At 58.1% G+C, this 24,097-nt stretch carries 23 protein-coding genes; 6 read left to right on the forward strand and 17 right to left on the reverse strand.

The window, feature by feature from the left end; all coding sequences use genetic code 11:
* Window positions 1–117: 117 nt before the first annotated feature.
* From PMI31_RS21595 to galE, 6 genes are all read right to left on the reverse strand, one after another.
* Window positions 118–2,196, reverse strand: coding sequence for a YjbH domain-containing protein (locus PMI31_RS21595; RefSeq protein ID WP_008020626.1), 2,079 nt, complete (start codon window positions 2,194–2,196; stop codon window positions 118–120).
* Window positions 2,193–2,954, reverse strand: a complete 762-nt coding sequence (locus PMI31_RS21600; RefSeq protein WP_008020628.1) for a capsule biosynthesis GfcC family protein — start codon at window positions 2,952–2,954, stop codon at window positions 2,193–2,195. The genes PMI31_RS21595 and PMI31_RS21600 overlap by 4 nt, the downstream gene beginning before the upstream one ends.
* The gene (locus PMI31_RS21605) at window positions 2,951–3,616 is read right to left on the reverse strand and encodes a YjbF family lipoprotein (protein ID WP_008020630.1); all 666 of its coding nucleotides are present in this window, start codon (window positions 3,614–3,616) and stop codon (window positions 2,951–2,953) included. Before PMI31_RS21605 ends, PMI31_RS21600 begins: the two co-directional genes overlap by 4 nt.
* Window positions 3,617–3,630: 14 nt before the next feature.
* Window positions 3,631–4,692, reverse strand: a complete 1,062-nt coding sequence (locus PMI31_RS21610) for a polysaccharide biosynthesis/export family protein (protein ID WP_008020632.1) — start codon at window positions 4,690–4,692, stop codon at window positions 3,631–3,633.
* 144 nt (window positions 4,693–4,836) lie between these two features.
* Complete coding sequence (locus PMI31_RS21615; RefSeq protein ID WP_008020634.1) at window positions 4,837–5,073, reverse strand: hypothetical protein; 237 nt, start codon at window positions 5,071–5,073, stop codon at window positions 4,837–4,839.
* Window positions 5,074–5,305: 232 nt separating this feature from the next.
* Window positions 5,306–6,322 (reverse strand): UDP-glucose 4-epimerase GalE, encoded by a 1,017-nt coding sequence (galE, locus tag PMI31_RS21620; protein WP_008020635.1) that lies wholly within the window; start codon window positions 6,320–6,322, stop codon window positions 5,306–5,308.
* Between the two features lie 390 nt (window positions 6,323–6,712).
* Here galE and galU point away from each other — a divergent pair, with 390 nt between their 5' ends.
* Together galU and PMI31_RS21630 are read left to right on the forward strand one after the other, a co-directional pair.
* A complete protein-coding gene (galU, locus tag PMI31_RS21625; RefSeq protein ID WP_008020637.1) occupies window positions 6,713–7,546 on the forward strand; it encodes a UTP--glucose-1-phosphate uridylyltransferase GalU in 834 nt (277 codons plus the stop codon).
* 47 nt (window positions 7,547–7,593) lie between these two features.
* A complete protein-coding gene (locus tag PMI31_RS21630; protein ID WP_008020638.1) occupies window positions 7,594–8,010 on the forward strand; it encodes a hypothetical protein in 417 nt (138 codons plus the stop codon).
* 90 nt (window positions 8,011–8,100) lie between these two features.
* Here the strand turns inward: PMI31_RS21630 and PMI31_RS21635 are convergent, their stop codons facing one another.
* From PMI31_RS21635 to PMI31_RS21670, 8 genes are read right to left on the reverse strand one after another with little or no spacing between them, the layout of a single operon-like run.
* Complete coding sequence (locus tag PMI31_RS21635; RefSeq protein WP_008020640.1) at window positions 8,101–9,231, reverse strand: SGNH/GDSL hydrolase family protein; 1,131 nt, start codon at window positions 9,229–9,231, stop codon at window positions 8,101–8,103.
* 27 nt (window positions 9,232–9,258) lie between these two features.
* Window positions 9,259–10,296 carry an acyltransferase family protein gene (locus tag PMI31_RS21640; protein ID WP_008020641.1) on the reverse strand — a complete coding sequence of 346 codons (1,038 nt, stop codon included), beginning with the start codon at window positions 10,294–10,296 and terminating at the stop codon, window positions 9,259–9,261.
* A 12-nt stretch (window positions 10,297–10,308) separates the two neighbouring features.
* Window positions 10,309–11,412 (reverse strand): hypothetical protein, encoded by a 1,104-nt coding sequence (locus PMI31_RS21645; protein WP_008020643.1) that lies wholly within the window; start codon window positions 11,410–11,412, stop codon window positions 10,309–10,311.
* Entirely contained in the window at window positions 11,403–12,632 is a 1,230-nt protein-coding gene (locus PMI31_RS21650; RefSeq protein ID WP_008020644.1) for a polysaccharide biosynthesis C-terminal domain-containing protein, read from the reverse strand. The genes PMI31_RS21645 and PMI31_RS21650 overlap by 10 nt, the downstream gene beginning before the upstream one ends.
* Window positions 12,629–13,741, reverse strand: a complete 1,113-nt coding sequence (locus PMI31_RS21655) for a polysaccharide pyruvyl transferase family protein (protein WP_008020645.1) — start codon at window positions 13,739–13,741, stop codon at window positions 12,629–12,631. The genes PMI31_RS21650 and PMI31_RS21655 overlap by 4 nt, the downstream gene beginning before the upstream one ends.
* 14 nt (window positions 13,742–13,755) lie before the next feature.
* The gene (locus tag PMI31_RS21660) at window positions 13,756–14,838 is read right to left on the reverse strand and encodes a glycosyltransferase family 4 protein (RefSeq protein WP_008020648.1); all 1,083 of its coding nucleotides are present in this window, start codon (window positions 14,836–14,838) and stop codon (window positions 13,756–13,758) included.
* 40 nt (window positions 14,839–14,878) lie between these two features.
* Window positions 14,879–17,107, reverse strand: a complete 2,229-nt coding sequence (locus PMI31_RS21665) for a polysaccharide biosynthesis tyrosine autokinase (RefSeq protein WP_008020649.1) — start codon at window positions 17,105–17,107, stop codon at window positions 14,879–14,881.
* 39 nt (window positions 17,108–17,146) lie between these two features.
* Window positions 17,147–17,587 carry a low molecular weight protein-tyrosine-phosphatase gene (locus tag PMI31_RS21670; RefSeq protein ID WP_008020652.1) on the reverse strand — a complete coding sequence of 147 codons (441 nt, stop codon included), beginning with the start codon at window positions 17,585–17,587 and terminating at the stop codon, window positions 17,147–17,149.
* 290 nt (window positions 17,588–17,877) lie between these two features.
* On the opposite strand from PMI31_RS21670, the gene PMI31_RS21675 reads away from it, so the two are divergent.
* Window positions 17,878–18,882 carry a hypothetical protein gene (locus tag PMI31_RS21675; RefSeq protein ID WP_008020654.1) on the forward strand — a complete coding sequence of 335 codons (1,005 nt, stop codon included), beginning with the start codon at window positions 17,878–17,880 and terminating at the stop codon, window positions 18,880–18,882.
* A 162-nt stretch (window positions 18,883–19,044) separates the two neighbouring features.
* The gene (gene tal, locus PMI31_RS21680) at window positions 19,045–19,971 is read left to right on the forward strand and encodes a transaldolase (RefSeq protein WP_008020657.1); all 927 of its coding nucleotides are present in this window, start codon (window positions 19,045–19,047) and stop codon (window positions 19,969–19,971) included.
* A gap of 110 nt (window positions 19,972–20,081) precedes the next feature.
* On the opposite strand, the gene rssC is transcribed toward tal, so the two are convergent.
* The 3 genes from rssC to PMI31_RS21695 form a co-directional block, all read right to left on the reverse strand.
* Window positions 20,082–20,564, reverse strand: coding sequence for an anti-sigma factor antagonist RssC (gene rssC / locus PMI31_RS21685; protein WP_008020659.1), 483 nt, complete (start codon window positions 20,562–20,564; stop codon window positions 20,082–20,084).
* Window positions 20,564–21,745 (reverse strand): two-component system response regulator RssB, encoded by a 1,182-nt coding sequence (gene rssB, locus PMI31_RS21690; RefSeq protein WP_043302549.1) that lies wholly within the window; start codon window positions 21,743–21,745, stop codon window positions 20,564–20,566. Before rssB ends, rssC begins: the two co-directional genes overlap by 1 nt.
* A gap of 389 nt (window positions 21,746–22,134) precedes the next feature.
* A complete protein-coding gene (locus PMI31_RS21695) occupies window positions 22,135–22,824 on the reverse strand; it encodes an MlaA family lipoprotein (RefSeq protein WP_008020663.1) in 690 nt (229 codons plus the stop codon).
* Window positions 22,825–23,026: 202 nt separating this feature from the next.
* Here PMI31_RS21695 and PMI31_RS21700 point away from each other — a divergent pair, with 202 nt between their 5' ends.
* Together PMI31_RS21700 and PMI31_RS21705 are read left to right on the forward strand one after the other, a co-directional pair.
* Entirely contained in the window at window positions 23,027–23,647 is a 621-nt protein-coding gene (locus PMI31_RS21700; RefSeq protein ID WP_008020665.1) for a hypothetical protein, read from the forward strand.
* 109 nt (window positions 23,648–23,756) lie between these two features.
* Window positions 23,757–24,020: a DUF4404 family protein gene (locus PMI31_RS21705; RefSeq protein ID WP_008020667.1), complete on the forward strand. Its 264-nt coding sequence runs from the start codon at window positions 23,757–23,759 to the stop codon at window positions 24,018–24,020.
* Window positions 24,021–24,097 lie beyond the last annotated feature (77 nt).

Consider the following 24,097-nt stretch of genomic DNA (forward strand, 5'->3'; position numbering starts at 1 on the left):
ATCTCCGGTTCGCCAAAAGACCCGTGTGGGAGCGTGGCTTGCCCGCGAAAGCGTTGGGTCAGTCAACATCAATGCCGGATGTGCCGACGCCTTCGCGAGCAGGCTCGCTCCTACAGGTTACTCGGTGATCTTCTCGAAGTTGCGATAGAACATGTCGTCGTCGCGGCTGTCGGTCATGGAGTGCAACTGGAAGCTGCGATTGAGCCGTGCACCGCCGTCCCGGGTCAGTGGCGACCAGACGAGGTTGGCGCGGCGCATGGTCGACATGCTCATCAGTTCATCGAACGGAATGGACAGGTAGATGCCTTTGTCGAAACTGCCTTCGCCGTATTGAGCGCCGACTACGGTGGTGATCGTTGCCCACCCGCCAAACCGTACGCCATTGGAAAACTCCCGCGAGATATCCAGCGTGCCGCCCCAGTCACCTGCCAGGTAACGCCCGACGCTGACGGCGGCAAGTATATCGTGGGGCAAGTCGGTGTAGCCGGTGATGTGGCCGGTCACCACGGAATAGTCACGCAAACCAAACCCTTGATCGAACTCACGCTGGCGGACGTAGTTCAGGTCCGCCCCCACCGACCAGCGCTGGCCAGTCGGACGGAACAGCACCTCGCCCCCGACGCCGGCAAACATCGACTCCAGGTAGCCACCGTAAACCATGCCATACAGGTCTTTGTCCAACGGCTCGGCATGGCTGAACTGGAACAACGGCATGGTGACATCGGAAGTGGTCATGTACTTGCGCAAGTCGGTGCGCACGCGCGGCAAGCCACTGGGTGCGTCATAGGTGAACTTGTCGAAGTTGTTGATCAGATTGGCACTGAGCAAGCCACTCCACCAGGTGTTGCGGTTAAAGCGGTACTCCGCGTCCGCGTCGGCGGTGAACTGATAGAGCAAGCCATCGGGGCCACCCACGTTCTGCTTGAAGCCCAACCCGACGCCATAGGCGAATGGCTGAGGCGCTTCGGTGAAGAGGGTTTTCTCGTTGTGCGGCACCGCCGGGTTGATCTCGGTGGTGCGGTGCAGCGCCTGCAGCGGCTCCTCGTTGTTGATCACCTCGCGGAAGGTTTGCCGAGGCACGCTGGTTTCTTCAAGCGGCAGGTCGTAGCGCTTGTTGACCACGGTGAACCAGTCGATCTCGTCGTTGACGCTGTTGTCCAGAATCCGGCTCGCTCGGCCAACGGCCTTGGCCGAATGGAAATAACGCGACTGCTCGCCGTACACGAACAACTCGGAGCCACGCTGGCTGATACGCTCGACCTTGTACCCGGCATTCTGCTGCAGGCGCCGGGACACATCGGACCAGTTGACCTGATCCATCGCAGTGGTCGACGCCTTTGCCGGCAACGGTTCGGCCGGCGGATCCAGCGTCTTGGCCGGCGCCTTGCGGCTGGCGAAGTTGGTGTGAAAGGTGACGCCGAACATCGCCGTGTTGCCACGCTCCCACGCCGCACTGACGTCGATCGAGTCAGTCAGCTTGAACACCGCGCCGAGGTTGATCGGCGAGTCCTGCTTGATCTCGTTGTCCTTCGGCTCGTTCTTGTAATCGTTGCCTTCGTATTCGAGTTTCAGGCTGAGCCGATCCCAGGGCGTCTGGTAGCTCACGCCGCCGAACACTGAAGGACTGCCACGAAAATAGGACCCGGCGTTGACATCACCGGTACCTTCGCTGGCCGGACGGGTCTTGAAGCGATCATCGAGCTCGCCCAGCGGGTTTTCGAAGTCGCCGCGATTGCCCAGGTAACCCCAGGCAATGCCGGCACTGAAATCAAAATTGTCGTAGCGCTTGTTGGCCACCACGAACTCACTGGCGAACAGGCCTGTACCACCGATGTCCCGGAAGCCCACGGCCACCTCGGGCGCCCAATGGGTTTCTTCCCACAGGCGGGCCTTGAGGTCGACCGCCTTGTCCTTATAGCTCTGGTTGCCGCTCAACGACTCGGGACCGTAGGGACGGTTGGTGATCGCGGTATAGCGAAACGAGCCTTCCAGCCACTCAAGTGGCTGAAGTGAAACGCTGTAACGACTATAGGGCTCGGTGCGGTTGGCATTCAGGCTCAACTCACCGGCCGGCGCCATTCTGGCCGTTGGCGTTTGCAACAAGCCAGCGCCACCGAAATCATTCTGAGTAATGCGTGGTTCTGCATAAGCCAGACCACAGGGTAATAACAATACGGCTGCAAAACGTAAATTCAACGAACCACCTCAGCCAGCTGCGTGGCAATAAATTCGGCCAACTGCTGATTCAGTTCAGGGACAGGCGGATCAAGGTCATCGGTTTTGACCGGAACCAAAATTTTGCTGCCGGCGACAGGTATCTGCCCGCTCTCACGATTCCAGTGCGCAATACCGACGCGCCGGGAGACACCGTTGGGCTGGATCAACCACAGGTAATCGGCGTCAGCATCGACCAGCGGCGTGCAGCCTTGCAGGTAATCGCGGGCCTCTTGCAGCGGTTGATAGCGCAACCGGCACGGCTCGGCGACAGCCCCCAGAACCTCTACTTCGTCGACTCGCAACGGGTAGATGAGGCGGTCGCCGTCGTCCAGGCGAATGTTGCGGGCAAACCCGACTTCCACTGCGACCGGGTCCAGTTCTGCCACCTGGCGCCCGGTGACCGGCATGTGCCTGACTTGCTCGGCCAGCCGCACAGCGAGGGCTGCCCGGCTCGGTCTATCGAAGAGCAAGGCCATGCGCTGCAACACGTCCAGATCGAACAGCACCCCGGCCTTGAGCCGAGACTGTTCCTCAAGCAAGGACTGACGCAGCAATACGCCCGCCAGCCAGTAACTCTCGGCATTGGGCTGTGCCACGCTGATCACGTCCAGCAATCGCCCGCCCGCTGGCAGGTCGACCGCCCCCGGATTGGCAACGTCGCCGGTGACGGTGACCGCTGCCTGGCTGACGCCAGTGATCAACAGCAGGCACGCCGATAGAGCCCTGACCCGCTTCAACGGGCATGCCTGCGGTCAGGGGTCAGTTGCACAATCTTGACTCGCAACTGCGAGGTCAGTTGCTGCTCACTCTGCACAATGAAGCCGTCAACGGGATCGACCCAGTAACGATTGGTCGCACTCAGGCCGATGGCCGGGGCGTCAATCTGCTCATCGACACGTAGCACGGTGTATTCCTTGTTGAGGATTTCGAGGGTTTCCATGGATTTGCGCAAGAAGCGACTGTTCAAGGTCACCCCCACTTCCTGGCCTTGATAGAGATCGATCCAGCGCTGGCTGGTGTAGCCATCCGGCACTCGATGAAGGCCTTGCTTGAAGGGCGCGGCGTCGGCAAGACGCGTCCCGTCCAGATCGCCGCCCTGGCCCAGGCCGATGCTGCGCACCGCAAGGCCATCGCGCATGAGCAGAACCTGTTTGCCGGACGCGACCCAGAACTGCAGGTCATCGCGCTCACGCATCAGCGCCAGCACGCCAGAACCGGACGGCGTGGTCAGTTTGAGTTGCGGATACTTGACCTCGGCCACTTGTGCCGGCGTCACCTCCAACTCATCCGGCCCGATCACCGCCGATTTGAGGTTGCTAAACGAAGCGCTCATCAGCGGGTTACAGCCACTCAACATCACGGCCGCAATCAAGCAGGCGCCAACTTTCAACGTTTTCACTGTCGGGCCCGGCCTTATTTGCTGTTGCTGCTGACTTCACTCATGTTCTTCGCTGCGGAAGCGCCCGTACCGACAATCGTTGCCGATGGCACCAATTGGCTGATGAAGCGGTTCCAGCGAGTCACGTTGGCAGGCCCGACATACACGACGTCCTGAGGACGCACTTCGAAGTGCGAGGCGAGCGCCATGGCAGTTGGCGATTCGGCTTCCAGCTGGTAAACCTTCGCCGGTTCCACATCCAGGTTTTCAACGCCCCGGATGACGTACACGGCGTTGCCGTTGGAGGTGGTCTGACTCAGGCCGCCCACCGAGCCGAGCACATCGGACAGGTTCATGGTGGCGGTCTTGAAGCTCAATGCGCGCGGCTGATTGACCTCACCCATGACGTAGATGCGCTTGTTGTCGTTGTATGGCAGGTACAACTGATCTCCACCCTTGAGGTAGATGTTCTGCAACTCGGAGTCCTGTTGATTGAGCGAGTCAAGATTGAGCGGGTAAACCCGCCCGTTGCGCGTCAGCAACAGGCCCGACAGATCGGCATTGCTGGTATCAATACCGGCAGAACCGAGGGCTTCGACCACACTCAGCGGATTGGTGGAGATCGCTTGTGAGCCGGCCTTGGAAACCGCCCCCGTTACCACGACTTTCTGACTGGCAAAACGCAACACCGCGACATCCACCTGCGGCTCGGCGATGAACGCCGACAGTCGTTGTTCGATGTCCGAGCGCAGCTCCTGGATGGTCCGGCCGGCGGCCTGGACTTCCTTGATGTACGGGTAATAGAGCGTGCCATCGGAACGCACCAGACGGCCGTTGGCATCGATCTGTTGTTGCGCGCCGGACGGGGCCGTCAGCTCGGGGTGATCCCAGACCGTGATGTACAGGACATCGTTGTTGCCGATGCGGTATTCGGCAGGCGCCGCCAACAATTCAGCCGGCACTGACTCGCGCTTTTGCGTGGCCCGGTTCATGGAGATCAGCTTGGGGGTGATCGGAATCAGCTCGACCCGGCTGCTTTCACTGGCCCCTTGGCGAGTGATAGCACTGGTGCTCAGGTATTGGCCGGGGGAAAACATGCAACCTTGCAAAGCGATACTTGCCAACATTAAAAGATAAACACTACGAGTCATAATGGCACTACGCTATTCAAGGGCGAATCTAAAAACAAAGTCACCCGACTTTCGTCGGGCGACCTTGTACTGCACCAACAGATGTTTCAGTTAGTTGTGCGTGCCGGTTGTACCGGTGGTACCTGTCGTACCGGTGGTACCGCCGTTGGCACTTCCACCGCTGTTGGACGCCGCTATGGCACTGGCAACCATTGCAGTACTGGCTGCAGGGGCTTGGGAAGCCGCTACATTACCGACTACATGGGTCACCGCTGTAAGCGGCGCTTCAGCTGCGGTAGCCCAGTTGCTCAACATCGTCAACAGGGCAATCGCCATCACTTTTTTCATATCAACTCCTTTCTAACATTCAACCTGATAGAAATCGGGCATTGCGTTAGAGGTGGTAGAGTTCAAGTCCGCGAAAATCGCGAACAAGATCCGTTGTTCTTTCACAGTCTTACCCAACTGATAAAAGTCGAACGGCAGGTTTATATCTACGGACTTGCAAAAGGCATTGCCAGTGTATTTTCCCGACGATATCTAACAACCTGACCGGAAATAACATTGGGCTAAAACGCCATCATCCCAGGTAGCCCTTGGGGTGATTCGATTGCCAGCGCCAGGTGTCGGTGACCATGTCCTGCAAGTTGCGCGTGGCTTTCCAGCCCAACTCCCTGGCGGCCTTGGAAGCGTCGGCCCAGCTCTGGGCAATATCACCCGAGCGACGCGGCATCACCCGATACGGCACCGCTTGCCCGCATGCCTGTTCGAAAGCGCGCAGCACTTGCATCACGCTGTAGCCATCGCCCGTGCCCAGATTCCAGGCATGAATGCCCGTGCGTCCGACGATGGACTGCAGGGCCTTCAGGTGCCCGTCCGCCAAGTCCACGACATGGATATAGTCACGCACGCCCGTGCCGTCGACCGTGGGGTAATCGTCGCCGTAGATTGACAACTCCTGCAGGCTGCCGACCGCCACCTGGCTGATGTAAGGCACGAGATTGTTGGGGATGCCGTTGGGGTCCTCGCCCATCTGACCGCTGTCATGCGCCCCGATCGGGTTGAAGTAACGCAACAGCGCGATGCTCCAGCGCGGTTCGGCCAGGCTCAGGTCGCGCAGCACATTTTCGACGATCAACTTGGATTGACCGTAGGGATTGGTCGGGTTGCCCGTGGGGAAATCCTCGCGGATCGGCATCTGCTCCGGCTCGCCATACACCGTAGCCGATGAGCTGAACACCAGGCGAAACACCCCGGCCGCCGCCATCGCCTGGCACAGCGTGATGCTGCCGCCGACGTTGGTCTCGTAATACTCAAGCGGCTTGCGCACGCTCTCGCCGACAGCCTTGAGCCCGGCAAAATGCAGGACAGCGTCGATGCTGTGCTCACGGAAAATCCGGTCCAGCAAGGACCTGTCACACACATCGCCGCGAATCATCAGCGCACTTTTGCCGCAGATGGCTTCCACGGCGTGCAGTGCCGCATCGCTGCTGTTGCAAAGATTATCCAGCACGACAACTTCATAACCTGCTTCAAGCAGGGCAAGTGTGGTGTGTGAGCCGATATAGCCAGTGCCACCCGTTACCAGAATCTTCATAGCGCGGTCCGTCATTGGATAAGTGCCAAGTAGCGTGTCAAGCCTCACGCCGTGGATATGTGTCGCAACCCACACAAATAAGGCGACAACAACCTAAAACAAAATTAGTTCAACGACTGGCAATAAATATTTTTGCAGGTCAAACTGTATTGCCCGGTACTTATTAGCACTCCAAGTGCACTCATCACTATCAACAGATACCGACTAAAAATAACTAATAGCACTCCAACTGACATCTCATAACATTGTCATGTTTTACCATCATTGCTAATTGCCATTAACCACCTGACTCAGGTATTAAAGCAATCCTTCAATACCCATTGAAACTTTCACCCCTTCGTTAGTGCGCGCACCCGTTGGCTGTGTTCCATGACTGTCCAGGATACTTTTATGATTCGTAAATGTTTGTTCCCCGCTGCCGGCTATGGCACGCGTTTCTTGCCGGCAACTAAAGCGATGCCCAAGGAAATGCTGCCGATCGTCAACAAGCCGTTGATCGAGTACGCCGTTGAAGAGGCGCGGGACGCCGGCCTGCAGCACATGGCAATCGTGACCGGGCGGGGCAAGCGCGCATTGGAAGACCACTTCGACATCAGCTATGAGCTGGAGCACCAGATTCGCGGCACCGAGAAAGAGAAATTCCTCGCCGGCACCCGCGAGCTGATCGACACCTGCACCTTCTCCTACACCCGTCAGGTGGAAATGAAGGGGTTGGGTCACGCGATTCTCAGCGGTCGTCCGTTGATCGGCGATGAGCCGTTCGCCGTGGTACTGGCCGATGACTTGTGCCTGAACCTGGAAGGTGACGGCGTCCTTGCGCAAATGATCCAGCTCTACAACAAATTCCGCTGCTCGATCGTGGCCATCCAGGAAGTCCCACGCGACCAGACCCACAAGTACGGCGTGATCGCCGGCGAGCTGATGTCCGACGGCATCTACCGGGTCAACCACATGGTGGAAAAGCCTGCCCCGCAAGACGCTCCGTCAAATCTGGCGATCATCGGCCGCTACATTCTGACGCCCGATATCTTTGACCTGATCGCCGACACCGAACCGGGTAAAGGTGGCGAGATCCAGATCACCGACGCCTTGATGAAACAGGCGCAGGACGGCTGTGTGCTGGCCTACAAGTTCAAGGGTTTGCGCTTCGATTGCGGTGATGCCGAGGGCTACCTGCAGGCGACCAACTTCTGCTACGAGAACGTGTATCTCAAGGGCCGCTGAGACGGCTCCAACACCCGACGCCCACTCTTCATTCAGGCAGGCCAACCATGAACATTGAAAAACTCTCGGCATACATTGAAATGGAGGTGGGCAACCTCGGGGTGATGTCCTCGCTATCGCGACATCAGCGGTTGCCGAGCGCCAACGAGTCCTGGCTCGGCCCCACTCTGCTGGTGGAACGAATCGGTATGTTTCCCTCTTCCGGAGACATCCGCCGGCCGATGCTCGACCCCTATCCCCTCCTCGCTCACCTGAAAAGGCTTTACCTCGGGCAGGCGCTGGAAATCGATGACCGTGACGGACTGAAAGTGATTTTCAACGACTGGCGATTCCGGGTGCGCATTTGCTGCAACGAGCCGGCGATCATCATCAATGTGGAAACCCGTTGTGTTACACAACTGATGCCGCTCAAGACCGCAGAGCTGCTCGCTCATCTGGAGCGCTTCGAATCGACTGCCCTGTAGGAGCGAGCTCGCTCGCGATGGACGCCAACGATAACGCGCCCGACCTGAATCACCGAGTTGTCCAGACGTTTTTCGCGAGCGAGCTCGCTCCTACAGTGTCGTGCCGCAGTTGCCCTTATTGCCACCGACAATAAGGCGATAGAAAAAATCTGCGATCACTCGCCCTCCCGTGGCCGGAACCGGATGAATCTTGTCCGGGCCGATCATGGCGGCGGTGTAGCGTTTGACGTCGGTACCGAACGCACACTGCAGATTGGCGTAACCGAGGTGTTCCTTGCGTGCCCAGGGCTCCAGAACCTGCGCATAAGCCGACATCGGGTAGGCACTGGATCGCGTGGTGTCCTGGCGCAGGATCAGGTTGATGCTCGCCGCTGGTTGAATCTCGCGGACCATCCCCACCAACCCCTGAACGTTTTTCAGATACTGCTCGGGTTTCACGCCGAAACCCTGATCGTTACCGCCGAGCATGATCAGGTAAATATCTGCGGGGATCTTCGACACCACCGCTTTCCACTGCGCCTGCCACTGAGGGTCGTTGTGGTAGAAGTCAACGGATGCCGCGCCGGATGCGGCAAGCTTGGACACCCGCACGCCGCCCTGATCGTTGCTCATCCACAAGCCAAACAGCGTTGACGCACCTTTCACCACTTCCAGCCTGAATGCCCAATCCGCCCCGACCGATGTGCCTGGCAGCAACACTTCCTGAACCCCGGCGCCTTCGAGCTGCAATGGCTGCCAGTCTTGCGATGGCGTCCAGCGATAGCGCACCTCACTGGATTCACCGTTGCCGAGGTAGAACAATTTCGCCTGAGTGACAGCGGTGTTGATCGCCGGTGTCGGGCTGGCATCGACCTGAAGCCATGCGCCGGGCCGCCCCGTCACGGTGCGGCTGTCGGGGCTGGCCTGGCCGAGGCCGGACACCTGCCAGTCACCACCGAAGTACTTTTCGCTGCTGCGGGTGTATTTGAAATGCGAGCCGCCAAGTGCCGCGCCGTGGTTGAAACCGACGTAACCGGGGCCGGCAAAACCGACCTCTCCGGCCACACGCTGCACCAGCCTGTTCAGATAGAAATCCTGCCCGGCGCTGTAGCTGTCGCCGATCACCGAGATCGACAGCACCTTCCCCGCTTTGCCTTCGCGCCACTGAGCAAACCGCTCGCGCGCATCGCCAACTTCGACCACCGACGCCGCAACAGGCTGGACGTCATCAACTGCCAACATGCAGCGTTTCCTTCACTCGGACAATCATCAGGATTGCGCCACCGGGGCGATGTTCGCCGCCGGTTTCCTGGTCGCCGCACGCTCCCCCAGAAACAGCACGGAAGTGAAATTGAATCGACTGAAAACAATCGAGAGAACAACCGGCCCCAGCAAGCCACAAGCCACGCCACCGAGCACCAGCAGGCTTTCATCCTTCACGCCCAAGCGCCCCAGCACAAACCGCGATGTGGCGGCGAACAGCACATGGAACAGGAAAATCGCATAGGAATATCCGCCCAACCAGGTCAGCCACTTCGAGCGCATGTCACTCGACAGCAACGCAATGCAGGACACGCAGCCCACCGTCAAACCGATCAGGCTGCGGCGATCGACGATCAACTCGCGATCCACTGCCGCCACGTACAGCAGCGTCAGCGAGATCAACACGAACACCAACGGGCCGATCACCTTGAACCGTTGCTTGAACACGCCGACCTTTGCCCGGCCAATCATCCCCGCCACGAAAAACGGCAGCAGGTAGATCGCGCCGTTGATGCCGAACGCATCGAACTTGAACGGTGGCAGTAGAAACACCAGCGCGGCAAACGCAAACAACAGATACAGCCGAGTCGCCGTGCGCAACAAGCCACGCCACTCCAGCAGACCGACGAACATGAAGATGATGAACACCGCCTGCAAAAACCAGAAGTGGTTGACCGGCACGTAGAACGACAACAACGCATCGATCACACCGACGTCCTTGTTCACACCCGGACCCACCGCCTGCAACACGGAGAACGGAACACCGACGCAAAACAGCGGCACGATCAGCCGCCGGACCTTGCCGGAAAAAAACGCTGAAAAGTCATTGCCGCGGATTTTGTAGATGGCGTAAATGTAGCCGGAAATGAAGGTGAACAGCGGCATGCGCACATACACCATCGAATCGGCGATCACCCGAAACGGCGAGCCGATGTCTATTTTCAAGCCACCGCCCAACGGGCCGATGACGTGATAGAGCACCAGCAGCAGGCACGCCAGGCCACGCAGGGTTTCGATCTCCAGGGACTTTTTCTTGCTCGACATAAAGCACCTGCCTCAATTCAGAACTCTTGATTCAACTTGCACCGGCTTGTTCGCTCGCAGCATCAATCCCAGGCCCACGAACAACACTGGCACCACCATCGAGAAGTGCCGGGCGAAGGAGCCGAAGTCCGGCTCGAACAGGCCTTGAACCAGCAGAAACGCCAGGGGAATCGCGATCAGTTCCTTGGGTTTGGTCTGGATCGGCGCGCCTTTGTAATCGGTCGAGGTGATGACTTTGAACAGCAGCAACGCGGTCATGATCATCAACGCCACGAAGATCACCTGCCCTGGCCCCGACAGCAGAATCAGCTCCACCGGGAACGACAGCCGGAAGAAGATGATCATCGAGTCCAGCGCCTGCGAGACGAAATCGCCGCCGCTGAGCCAGGACACGATCAATGACTTCGAGCCCTCCTCACCCGCCGTGCGCAGTTCGTTGTTACTGGCGCGAATCGACGACACCGGAAAGCCGAGCGCCACCTGGATCGCCATGGCGACCGCCAGGTAGAACAGGAACAGCATCAGGAAGAAGGTGAAGCGCGAGACATACTTCTTCATCACGCAGACGCCGACCCAGGACAGTGAAAACAGAATCCAGTAGGGTCGGATCAGCACGCCGTAGATCACCGCCGAGAAGAAAAATCCGCCGCGATATTTACGCGTCAACGAGCTGAGCAAAATGCTCAACACCGCCACCGACACAATGATTTCCTTGGTCAGATTTTCAAGGAAAAACGAGCGAACGATGCCCCACAGACACAGCGTGCCGAAAATCGCCAAAGGCATGCGCCGGAAGACCACCACCGGAATTGCCGTGAGGAAAAAATTGCAGAACATGCCGTAGGCCCAGGCATTGGTCAGATTGATCCCGGTGGGCCGCAGCAGGAACGCCGAACACTCGTAGGAAGAGCGATCCGGCGAGAACGGGTTCCAGAAATTACAGTTGTCGGCACGGGCGTAGGACGACCACAAGGTCATGGCATCCGGGCCTGGATCGCGGGGGACCAACAGCGGCATGGCCACCGACAGAAACAACCCGGTGAACAGGATCAGGAACGAAATCGAGGAATCGAGCTTTCTGCCGCGAAACTCGATCAGTGGCAGCTTCAACCCCATGCCAAAGCCCCTTTCGGCCGGGTCACACGGGTCAACACGGCAATCACGCCGAGCTGCACGATGATCGCAAAGACGTTGCCCCAGGCAGCGCCATAAATCGAATAGTGCTTGATCAGCACGTAGCTGACGGGCACCGAAACCAACAAGCAGATCGCTGCACTGGCCAGTGACACCCGGCTGTTTTTCGAAGCAATCAGCCCACCCCAGACGATGTCGCCAATCGCACGCAGGGCGAAGGAAAAAATCAACACACCAAGGATCGCGTTGTCCGGGCGAGGAACACTGGTGGCAACGTAATCGAGCACCACGTTGAAGAACAGGTAAATCAGCACCGCCACCGCAGCGGACACCGCCAGCGAGCGCATGACCCACTTGTTCACGAACAATTGCCTGACCGTGAACAGCTGTTGATCAGCCTGGAAACGCTTGGCGAGCACCGGAATGCCGACCACCGCCACCACCGCGTAGGACAGCGCTTGCAAGGTGTTGGCCGCCGACCACGCGTACACGTATTTACCGAGGCTGGCATAAGGTTCCAGATCGGCGATCAGAAAGCGCTCGGCATACTGACTCAATGCGATCAACCCGGTGCCGAGATAGAACGGCAGCCCGGCCTTCCACACGGTTGCCGTGGCCAACGTGCCGGTCACCCGCCCCTTGTGCACGCTCACCACAATCAGGTAACCGGCCACGATCACCAGCACGTTGGCGGCGACCCACAGCCAAAGCACACTGGCGATCCCGGACACCTGGCCGAACATCATCCCGCCCACCGCCAGCAATGCCCAGAGGCCGGTCTTGATGAAAAACAGCAGTGCGCCTGCGGTGGCTTTCTGCGCCGAAAACACGAAGGAGTTGATCTCGAAGGACAGGTGCTCGGTAAGCAGCACCAGCGTCACGCAGAGGATCAGCGCGGTCGTTGCCTCGACCTCCTGGAACAGCGAATAAACCAACACCGTCGCCACCGACAACAGCAGCCCCACGGCCAGGTACAGCAGCAGGACCTTGTCGACGACCCGTCGCGAACTGCCACCGACGCTGATCAGCCGATTGATTTCCGAACTGAAACCGACGCTGTAGAACTTCGACGCAATCAACGAGGCGGCGACCACCACGCCGTAAAAGCCCAACGCCTCATACCCGAGGAAATGGGTGATCGCCAGCACCAGCAAAAACTTCGCGCCCAATGCCCCGCCGCGAAGCAGTAGCCGAAATATCATCGAACGATACCTTTGATGATGTCGTCCATGGCCACGGTTTTCGCCTCGATCTCGCGGCAGGTGTCGGTCAGGCGTTTACCGAAACTGGATAAGGCGTTCGGTGCGTAGACCGTGTCGATGATGGTGTCGACATTAATGTCACCGCCGTTGATCACCCAGTCTTCCACGCCCATGTCCTGATAAGCGCCAAAACCTTTGCGCTCATAGCTGATGTGGTACGCCGGAACGCCGGACAACAGCGATTCGATGGCGCCGTGCAGACGCACGGAAATCACCAGGTCCGGCTGATATTTGGCCAACGTCGCTTTCAATGGCAGCAGGTCTTCGGTAATGCCCAATTCGCGATAGAACGCACCGTCATCATTGCCGCGAACGGCGCTCTGGACCGCGCAAACCACTTTGCTTCTGTTCTTCAAGCGCTGCAGCAGCAACTTCAAATTGGCCACGTAAGCGACCTTCTTCTCCTTGCTCCACTCCGGCGGCTTGCGCAGTACGACGCACACCGTTGCCGGCGATGATGCGCAACGGGTGAACTTGGGCTGCATGAGGATTTTGCTGGCCAATGACTGGACCGCCAGATCCGGCGCCCGGTAGACATTTTCACAGGCATCGAAAATCGCCGAGGACCTGTTGTCACGTACAAACACCGCATCGGCGCTGGCGTAATGCTCGACGATCTTGCGGCTCTCACCATGAAACGGCCCGATGCTTTGCGGCAGGTACACCGACGGCACTTTGCTGAGGATCGCGGTTTCCAGTTGCTTGGCGTGGCCCAGTTTCAGCTTGATGTGTTCGAAGGCACTTTTCGAGCGCATGTAACCGCCACCGACGCCGACGATCAAATCGGTTTTCTTCAGCAGCTCTGCCAGGCCTGCATAAGACTGATTGAGAAACACCGCTTGCTTGACCCGACCCAAACCCTTGGCCGCCATCACCGGCGCGTCAAAACGCTTGTGCGGCAGGTAGTCGAAGGATTGCGGATCCGAGGCCACGACATTGATCGAGGTGTCTTCACCAAAGTTGCGCTGCACCAGGGCAATGGCCAAATCGACGAGCAGACCGTCACCGGAGTTGGACGCACTGTAGCCATGCAAAATCGTTACGTTCATAAGCTGAGTTCTACTTAAAAAGTGGGGGCGCGATACAGGTCATAGGTCTGACGGATCATCAACGCGGCACTGAAGCGCTCGCGGACGATCTTGCGACCTTCGCTGCCGAGGTCGAGCAACTTCGGCTTCTGGATTTTCGCCAGCACGTCGGCCAGCGCCTGGTGGTCGCCGGTGGGAAAGACGTAGCCGGACACCTCATTGGTGACCAACTCGGGCAGCGACGTGCAATTGCTGGCAATCACCGGCAAGCCCATGGCCATGCCTTCCAGCGGCACCATGGCGAAGCCTTCCCAGCGACTCGGGACGATCAGCGCATCGGCTTTTTGGTACAGCGCCTGCACTTCGCTCGGCGTGACCCACGGCAGGTATTCAACCCCTTCCATCGGCGGACACTCGACCGAATCCTCGTTCACGGCACTGCCCACCACCGTCAGTTTCAGGTCGCTGCGCTGTACCTTGGCGAAGGCCTTGAGCAACACGTCGAAGCCTTTCTGGTAGTCGAGACGGCCGACGAAGAGCAGGTGAATCGGCTCGGGATTATTGGCTTTAGGCGCGCCATCCTTGTGATGAATGCCGTTGTAGATCAGCTTCATGCGCTTGCGCTGAATGCCGAACCGCGCGGCTTTGTCGAGCTCGTACTGGCTGACGCAGATGATCACATCGGTGACCTTCTGCAATACCCGCTCGATCCACGCATAGGCTTTCTGCTTGGTCGGCGAGCTTTCCATCAGGAACGAAAAGGCGTGCGGGCAGTAGACAATTTTCGGCTTGCGCCACGGTCGCAACAGCACACACACGCAACGGCCAATCACCCCGGAAAAGGTGCTGTGCAAATGCACCACATCGGGTTTTTCCTTGAGCATCACCTGGGTCAGTCGCCAGGCGAAGCGCAGCAACGACGGCACATTGCGCCCGGTCCGGGCGAAGGTGCGGATCTGTTGCCCAGCAATCCCGTGCAGTTCTTTTTCCTGATCCTGCGGGACCAGATAGACCAACTCATAGTTTGCCGCGTCGCCTTCGGGCGAAGCCGAAATCGTGCGGATCACCGTCGCGACGCCACCTTTTATCGTCTCAGCCACGTGCAGTATTTTTTTCACAACTCACCCACTTCATGCATGTAAGGACAATCGCTGACACTCAGGATTTATCGGACGCGTATTCGTAGTTGTAATAGCCATAGCCGCCGTTGCCGTAGTAGCTGGCAGCACGCTTCTCGACACCGTTGAACACTGCGCCCTTCAACTCGATACCGTTCTGGGCGAATCGACGAATCGTCAGTTCGATCTCTTTGGCCGGGTTCACCCCGAAGCGCGTGACAATCAGGCTGATCCCCGCTTCACGACCGACAATCGCCGCATCCGTCACCGCCAGCAGCGGCGGCGTATCGATGATCACCACGTCATACAGCTCGCTGAGTTGCGCCAGCAGCTCGCGGAAATTGGCGTGCATCAACAGCTCGGAAGGATTGGGCGGGACCTGCCCGCGGCTGATGAAGTGCAGGTTGTCGATTTCGAGTTGAGTAATGGCCTGCTCAATGCTGCAGCGCTTGACCAACAGGTCCGACAAACCGTTGGTGATCGGTGTGTTGAGCGTCTTGTGCAGATGGCCTTTGCGCATGTCGGCATCGATCAGCACCACCCGCTGCCCGCTTTGCGCCATGACTGCCGCGAGGTTGGAAGAGACGAAGGTTTTGCCAACCTGCGGGCTGGGGCCGGAAATCATGATCCGGTTGTTGGTCGAATCCAGCGCCGCAAAGTGCAGACACGTGCGCAAACTGCGGATCGACTCGATGGACAGGTCCGTCGGGTTACGCAGCGCCAACAGATACGCCGGCTTGCCCGTCCCGTCCTGGGAACGAACCTTTTTACTGTCCTCTTCCTTTTGCAGCGCGCTGTATGGAATCGACGCGTACACCGGCAAGCCGAGTTGCTCGATGGCCTCAGGGGCTTCCAGGCCTCGGCTCAGGGACTTGCGCAGCAACACCAGCGCTACCCCGAAAAAGGCGCCGAGGAAGGTTGCAATCAGCACGATCAAGGCCTTGCGCGGCTTGACCGGGTTGGTCAAGTCGACATCCGCGGTGTCGATCAAGCGCACATTGCCCACCGCCCCCGCCCGGACAATATCCAGCTCCTGGGATTTGTTCAGCAGTTGCGTGTAGATCTGCGACGCCACTTCCACATCGCGGGTCAGGTTCAGCAGTTCCTGTTGCGTGGCAGGCAGGTCCTGGGCCTTGCTCTCCAGCGCCTTCTGCTGCTGGGTCAATTCGCCGATCTGGGTCATCAGCGCGCGATACGCCGGATGCTGTTTGGTGAACTTGCGATCCATCTCCGCCTGTTGCATTTTCAGTTCGGAGATACGCGTGTCCAGACTGACAACCTGTTCCAGCACCGACTGGGTTTCGAGGGAAATGTTGACCGTCTTGCCGCGGGTTTGATAACCATTGAGCGCATCGCTAGCCTTGGCCAGGTCGCGTTTGACCTGCGGCAGCTGGCCTTGCAGGAACTCCAGGCTCTGCGCCGCTTCCGCCGACGTGCGTTGCACGTTCTGCTGCACATACAACGAAGCGATTTTATTGAGGATTTTCACCGCCTCGGCCGCGTCGGTGCTGGCCAGGGCCAAACGAATAATCCCCGACTCCTTGCCTTGCTCGGAAATGTCCAGCGCATCCTGATAACTCTGGATGGTCACGATCCGTGAATTGCGCACCACTTCGAAGCGGGTGCCAGGGTTCGCCGACAGCTGAGCGATCTGCCCTTCTATGCCGTTTTGCGCAAACGCTTCGCCAGCAACGCCTTCCACCAGCAAGTTGTCGTTTTCATCGAACAACCGGAATCGATGTTGCTCACCAGCGATCAGCGTGAGTTTCTTGCCCAGCAGCTCTTTTGGCAGATTGAGCCGGGTGATCTCCAGGCGCTCACCGCCCCAGGCATAGCTGTTCAGGCGGAAACGCGGCGCCGCTAGACTGAACTCAGTCTCGCCGCGATAACGTCGGGCGAGAAAACCGCCAATGACCGGGAAGGTGTTGGGGGTGACGTCGATATCAAGGCGAAGATCATCGACGGTTTTGCCGATCACCGCGCGGGATTTGATGATGCCGATTTCGGTCACCGACGGCGATTGCCCGCCGAGCATGCTGTTGAGATCGGAAAACCCGAGCATGTCGTTCTTTTTCGGCTCGACCTGAACCAGCGCGTTCGCCAGGTACACCGGAGTGGCCAAAACCGCATAGGCAACGCCGGTTGCCATGAAGGCACCAGTGAGCGCGCCGATCAACCATTTCTGGTCGATCAAAGAGCCAAATATGCCGAGAAGATCAATACTGTCTTGATCGTTGTCACGGGTGCCGATTACTGACGGTAACTGCATAAGTCTGTTCTTACCATTCACTGATCTGAAGAATATTCATCAATGTCCGAGGCGCTGCGCCCATGAGCTAACAGCATCTTCAATCAATGCATGGGCATGAATAAAAGCGGCCTTTCCTTGACGATACGGATCCTGTATTTCTCGTTCGTTTTGCCACTTGCCGAGCAAAAACACTTTACCCCTCGCATGAGAGGCAATCTTCAGTACTTGTTTTACATGCTCTTTTTCCATGACCAGAATCAGGTCCGATTCATTCACGATGTCCGGTGTAATTTGCCGCGCTGTAAACCCCCGGGCGCAGTGCCCATGGTCTTCCAGAACCTGGAGGGCCGTTGCTTCCATGGCCTCGCCGGTCCGTGCGGCAAGGCCCGCCGAGGTCACTGTGATCGTTGAAGTGGCCAGCGCGTTACGCAGCAAAGCTTCTGCTGTCGGACTTCGGCAGATATTGCCCACGCAAACGACAAGGATCTTTCTGAACAAGGTTACTTTCCTGTGTAATATCAATAGGCCAACATGTCGAATGGGCTTTAGTGAACCCACAAGACCTGCCGGCACTCAGAAATAGATTCGCCCTGTTAATACAAGTGCATTAAGTACCACAGCCACCAAAAACCACCCAACCAGAATTACCGGACCAAAAATAACTGTGATTTTCCGGAAAAAGTTATCCGACAAAAAATAACATTCGCGCACTTCACACCCTCTCGAGTATCGAAATGAAAGTAGCGAGTCAACGATTGGAAATATCATTACCCGTCAGGAGAGCAGGCATGAAATCAGCACATTTCAAACGGCTCATCGCCTCGACCCTGTTAATGCTCAGTGCAGCCAGTCAGGTTTACGCCAGTGACGTGTTCCCCGTACTTGCCGCCAACAAAACCATCGGTGTCCAGGTGAAGATCCAGACCTTCTCCCCCGCCGACGCCGAGCAGATCAAAGCCGCAGGCTTCGGATTCGTGCGCTTTGGCGTATGGACCAACAGCCTGGGCGGCGCGGCGTATCAAAAGCAGATCAGCGATGCCTTCGCCGCGGCCAAGTCCGCCGATCTACCGGTACTGATGACCGTACGCTCGACCAAGGCGCTAACCTCCGCGTCCGGCAACGTCAGCGAACTCGCTGCCGCGGGCGAATCGTTCGCCAATTCGGTGAAGGCGCTGGAGAGTTCATACGGCGCGCAGCTCGTCGCGATTGAAATATGGAACGAACCGGACCTGGCGAAGTACTGGCCAACCCGAAGTCTCGACACGACCTTTGTTCCGTTCATGAGTGCCGTGTGCAGGTCGCTGCAGGGCAAACCGCAATCGACGCCTATGATCGGCTTTGGCTTCGCCCGGCCACCGAGTGCCGGCACGACGTCAGCATTGGCGCTGAACAAAATCGTCAGTGAATATCCCCAATGCCTGAGTGCGATCTCTTATCACCCTTATGGCATGTCCGGGGCGCAAATCAGCAAGACTCAGGCGTTTATTCAGCAAAACTTCCATCTACCGGGCGTCATCAGTGAATGGGGCGTTCCCTCGCTCAGCTCCAACGGCGGGATTGAAGCGCAGGCCAGCAAAATCAGTACGTTCATCGCTGACGTCAAGAAGCTCGACATTGCGCTGACATCGATTTACGAGTGGAAAAACAGTGAAACGGGCAGCAACGATCGGGAGAGAAATTTCGGTTTGCTGACCTCTGATGGCCAATCGAAACCAGCGAAAATGGCAGTTTCGACCCAGTTGAGTCCGGAGCAGGACGCACGCCCACGGGGCGCTGACGGTCAATTGCGTTGAACCTGTGGGGCGTTTCGGTATCGTATTCTTCGATACCACGCCCCGCCTTTCAAACAGCCGTTTTCAGGTTGTTGCCGCAGGGGCCGTCTATACACGTACACGCCCTTGAGTGGCTGTCAGCGCTCGGGTAATGTCATCAGACCCATAGGACAGAGCACGCCCATGACTTCCAAGCTGGAACAACTCAAACAAATGACAACCGTGGTTGCCGACACCGGCGACTTCGAAGCTATCGCTCGCGTTAAACCCGTGGACGCCACCACCAACCCTTCGCTACTGCTCAAGGCCGCGGCCATTCCTGCGTATGCCGAGCTGCTGAACGCCTGCGTCAAAGACTGCAAGGGCGATGTCGGCCTGGCCAGCGACCGTTTTGGCGTGGCCGTGGGGCAAGAAATCCTGAAAGTGATCCCGGGCCGTATTTCCACCGAAGTGGATGCCCGTCTGTCGTTCGACACTGACGCCATGTTGAAGCGCGCGCATCGCCTGATCGAGCTGTACGACAAGGCTGGCATTGGCCGCGACCGCGTACTGATCAAGATCGCATCCACTTGGGAAGGCATCCGCGCGGCCGAAATCCTGGAAAAGGAAGGCATCCAGACCAATCTGACCCTGCTGTTCTCCTTCGCTCAGGCAGCCGCTTGTGCCGATGCAGGGGTGTTCCTGATTTCGCCGTTCGTAGGCCGTATCTATGACTGGTACAAGAAAGCCAACGGCAATGACTACACCGGCGCGGATGATCCGGGCGTGCAGTCGGTGACGCGCATCTACAACTACTACAAGGCCAATGACTACAAGACCGTGGTCATGGGGGCGAGCTTCCGCAATCTGGGCCAGATCGAACAACTGGCCGGCTGCGACCGCCTGACCATCAGCCCGGACCTGATCGACAAGCTGGCGGCGGATACCGGCAAGCTGGAGCGTAAACTGGTACCGGGCCATGCCGGTGAAGCGCGCCTGAGCCTCAACGAGTCGCAATTCCGCTGGCTGTCCAACGAAGATGCGATGGCGACCGAAAAACTGGCAGAAGGCATTCGTCAGTTCGCGCGGGACCAGGAGAAGCTCGAGGCGTTGTTGCAGGCCAAGCTGTGATCTGAGTGGGTGCAATGCAAAAAGGGCGAACCCTGGTGGGTTCGCCCTTTTTTGTATGCGCCTGGTGACTGTCAGGACGCTATCGCGAGCAAGCTCGCTCCTACAGGGGATCAGTGGCGTTCGAGTGCATTCACCAGATCATGGAAGGCTTCGCGATTGGTGTCGTTCAGGCCCATGAGGATTTTGTGCGCTTCGAGCACTTTGATCCGCACCACTTCTTCGGACTGATCCTGGTCTGGCAGGTCGTCCAGGCATTCCGGGCACGGTACAGGTTTGTCAACGATGTTGAACACCTGCTCGAAGCCCATGGACTGCAGTAGCCGCGTGATGTCTTCATGGGTGGTGACGACGGTCGGCAGCAGGCCGACTTTCTGCCGCGACAGGATCGACAGCTTGGCCAGCAGGCCAAGTGTGGTGCTGTCGATGCTGCGGGTTTCGGTCAGATCGATCACGATCGCGTTGAAATTCAACGCGCTGAAGATCCGCTCAATAGTCGCATCCAACGCCGAACACAGGGTCAGGCGAACTTCACCGATGAACTTCAGGACGAAGGTGCCATCCTGCTCGGCGAACTGGATTCTACCGGTACTCATCAAAGATTCCTGCTCAACACCAACAGGGCGATATCATCCGGCATCTCCCCTAGCGTGGCCAATCCAAAAACCTGCCGCAACCCATCCAGGGTGCCGCCCGCAGCCTTGACCCGTTGGGGCAACGCCGCTTCTTTTTCTTTGAGTGTGGGTTCTGGCAAAAGGTCCAGAATGCCATCAGACATTAGCGTCAGGCTGAACGTCGGTGGCAGTTCCAGCACATGGTCTTCGTAGGTGGCTTCGTTGAAAAGGCCCACCGGCAGACCACGTCCATCCAGATAACGAACACTGTCTGGCGTGTACAACACTGGCAACGGCAGATGACCGCCGATGCTATAGGTCAACAAACCGGTCTCCTCGTCGATGACTCCACCGACCATTGTGACGTGTTTACCCAGCTTACAACTGATCAGGCCCCGGTTGATATGACCAAGAACCTCTGAAGGCTTGAATTCCGGCAAGGTGCCGCTGCGTTTGGACTCGAACAGCAAGCGCGTGGTCATGAACTTCAACAGCACGGTGACGAAGGCTGAAGAGGCGCCATGACCGGAAACGTCCGCCAGGTAAAAGGCTACCCGGCGCTCGTCGACCCGAAAGTAGTCGACGAAATCACCCGACAGGTACAGCGACGGGATGATCTGGTGAGCAAACTTGAACTCGTCGATGGCCCACGGGCTGACCGGCAGCATGTTCATCTGCACCTGGCGACCGGCGTTCTGGTCCTCCTGGAGCAGGTTCAGGCTGGCAGCGAGCTCGCGGTTGGCCTTCTCCAGCTTCTCGCGGTAGCGCTGGTTCTCCAGCAACAGGCGCGCACGATCCAGGGCCCGGCGCACAGAGTGCTCGAGCACGGCCAGATCTTCGAGAGGCTTGATCAGGTAGTCCGCTGCGCCCAGGCGCAGGGCTTCGACCGCGTCGTTCATCACGCCCGCACCCGAAACCACAATCACCGGCGTTTGCGGCGACAGCTCGGTGACCTGGCGGATGAGTTCGAGTCCGCCCATCTGCGGCATGCGCAGATCGCAGATGACCAGGTCGGGCTTGTCTTGCTCGAATACCTGAAGACCCTGCTGACCATTGCTGGCCTGCAAGACACTGAAACCACTGTCTTCCAAATAGGCGGCGAGGCTCGCGCGCACTACTTCGTCATCATCGATTATCAGCAGCGTGGCACTGGTTTTTGGCATGTGGGCAAACGGCGCCAGAATTAGGTTGGCGTAGCAGGCGGGGACTTCGGCCCGGCACTGACTACTGGATTCGCTTTCTAGCCTCTCTGTTGCACCGCTTTCGGGCATTTGCCCTACACACATGTTCACCAGAGGTGCCCTTCTAAGGCGCAGACGGTACTCCCATCCGCTGGGCGTTTCAAGCTCACGCCGATGGTCGCTTGACGTCTTTATTTGTCAAATCACCGAGAGTTATAAGAACAGCCAAATCCGTAACCCAATGAAAGGTTCGAACCTATGAGTCAAACCGCTCGGGCCTATAGTGAAAAGCTCGATTTCAACCGCATGCAGGTCTTCGCAGACAAAAAAAGGCGACCTTGAGGGTCGCCTTTTCAATTTACCGGTCGACGTTAAAAATCGTCTTCAACCTGACCGTCTTTCACCTTGAATTCACGGTTCTGCAAGTACGCATTACGAATGAAGGTGTACTTGTCACCGGTGATCAGCTTCTCGCTCGACAGCAGGTTGGCACGGGTATCGATGATGTCCAGGGCATAGAACGAGTTACGCACAGGCACGTCGTTGACGTAACGATAAGCACCGGTATAGCTGTCGACGTACTTGGATGGCGCATCACGCAAGGTGCTTGGCCCCAGCAGTGGCAGCATCACGTAAGGGCCGCTGCCGACACCCCAGTAGCCCAGCGTCTGACCGAAGTCTTCGTCATTGCGCTGCAGGCCCATCTTGGTGCCGACATCAATGACGCCCAGCAAGCCGAAGGTGGTGTTGAAAATGATTCGTGCGGTATCAACGCCTGCGGCGCGAGGTTTGGCCTGCAGGATATCGTTGGCCAGGTTGCGCACATCGCCGATGTTCTGGAAGAAGTTGTGAACGCCGTCTTCGACAAACTGCGGCGTCACGTACTGGTAGCCCTGGGCCAGGGGTTTGAGCGCGTAGGTATCGATTACGTCGTTGAACTTGTAAATCGGGCGGTTGACGCTTTCCCAAGGATCCTCTTCCGTGGCTGCCTGGGCAACGAACGGAACCAGCATCGCACTGGCGCATACACAAATCCTGGCTAGATGATTGCTCCAGCGCATAGAAAAAAAACTCCTTGGTTTGTACCGGCTCGGGCGCTTGGCCCAGGCAATAAGTTGGCAAGTATAAGACGTAATCGCCGTTTAAGGCACTTTGCACGAAATCCACACCGAAGGAATCGCGCCAAATGTGAGCGATTCACATCCGTGTCACTCAACTGTCACCGTCGCCCACTAGCCTTCAGGCTATTTCAGGGACGTTCTCATGCCGCTCGCCGAAGCCTTGCCCCAAACTGCCCCCTGCCTGACCGCCGTACTGTTCGGCCTCAGTGGCTGCCTGGTGGATTTCGGCGCACACACGCACCGGCACGGCCGCCACTCGGCCGAACACGCCGAGGCCACACCTGGCGCACTGGATAGCCTGCGCAGCTTGCAGCGCCAGCAAATCCCCTGCGCCTGGCTCGATGAACTGCCCCCTGCCCTCAGCCAATCTCTGGCCGCTGCACTGCCGGAATGGATCAAACCTTCGCAACATCCAGAAACATACAATCCATGGCCCGCCCCGAATGCCTGCTGGCAGGCCTTGATGACCCTGAACGTCGACCGACTCGACGGTTGCGTACTGGTGAGCGGTGAGCCCGGCTTGCTGCAAGCGGGGCTCAATGCCGGGTTGTGGACCATCGGCCTGGCGTCCTGCGGCTCGCTGTGCGGGTTGACGCCCCAGGAATGGCAGGCGTTGACCCAGCAGGAGCGCGACATCAAACGCGCCAAGGCCACGATGCAACTGTTCGGTCTGGGCGTGCATTCGGTGATCGATCACCTCGGTGAACTCGACACCTGCCTGGCCGATATCAGCTTGCGTCGGCTCAAGGGCGAAAAGCCCTGACCGAGATCATGCAGGTTGTGCGCGAGTGGATTAATCTAAGGGGAAGCCATAGATCTTTGGCGTGCCGCTGCGGTCTATGCCAGTGCCTATCGAGAAAAGGAAGAACGCCATGCCTGCCCGCGAACTGCAAGAACAGCTCAATGCCCTGCGCGAGCAATTGGAACAGAATCCTCCGTTGTCTGATGCCGAACGCGCAGAATTGCACGAGCTCATGCAGCAGATTGAACTGAAGCTTGAGCTTGAAACCAAAACCCAGGACTCCAGCCTCGCCGATGGCGTCAACCTCGCTGTCGAGCGCTTCGAACTCGAACATCCGACTCTTGCCGGCACCCTGCGCAACATCGGGCAGGCCCTGGCCAACATGGGCATCTGAAGCCCGCCAGACGCCAAAAAGCCCTGCTGGCGATAGCAGGGCTTTTTTGACCGGAAAAACGCTTGAGCCCTGTAGGA

The organism is Pseudomonas sp. GM55 (genome assembly GCF_000282395.1).
In the GTDB taxonomy this organism is placed as follows: Bacteria; Pseudomonadota; Gammaproteobacteria; order Pseudomonadales; family Pseudomonadaceae; genus Aquipseudomonas; species Aquipseudomonas fluorescens_CC.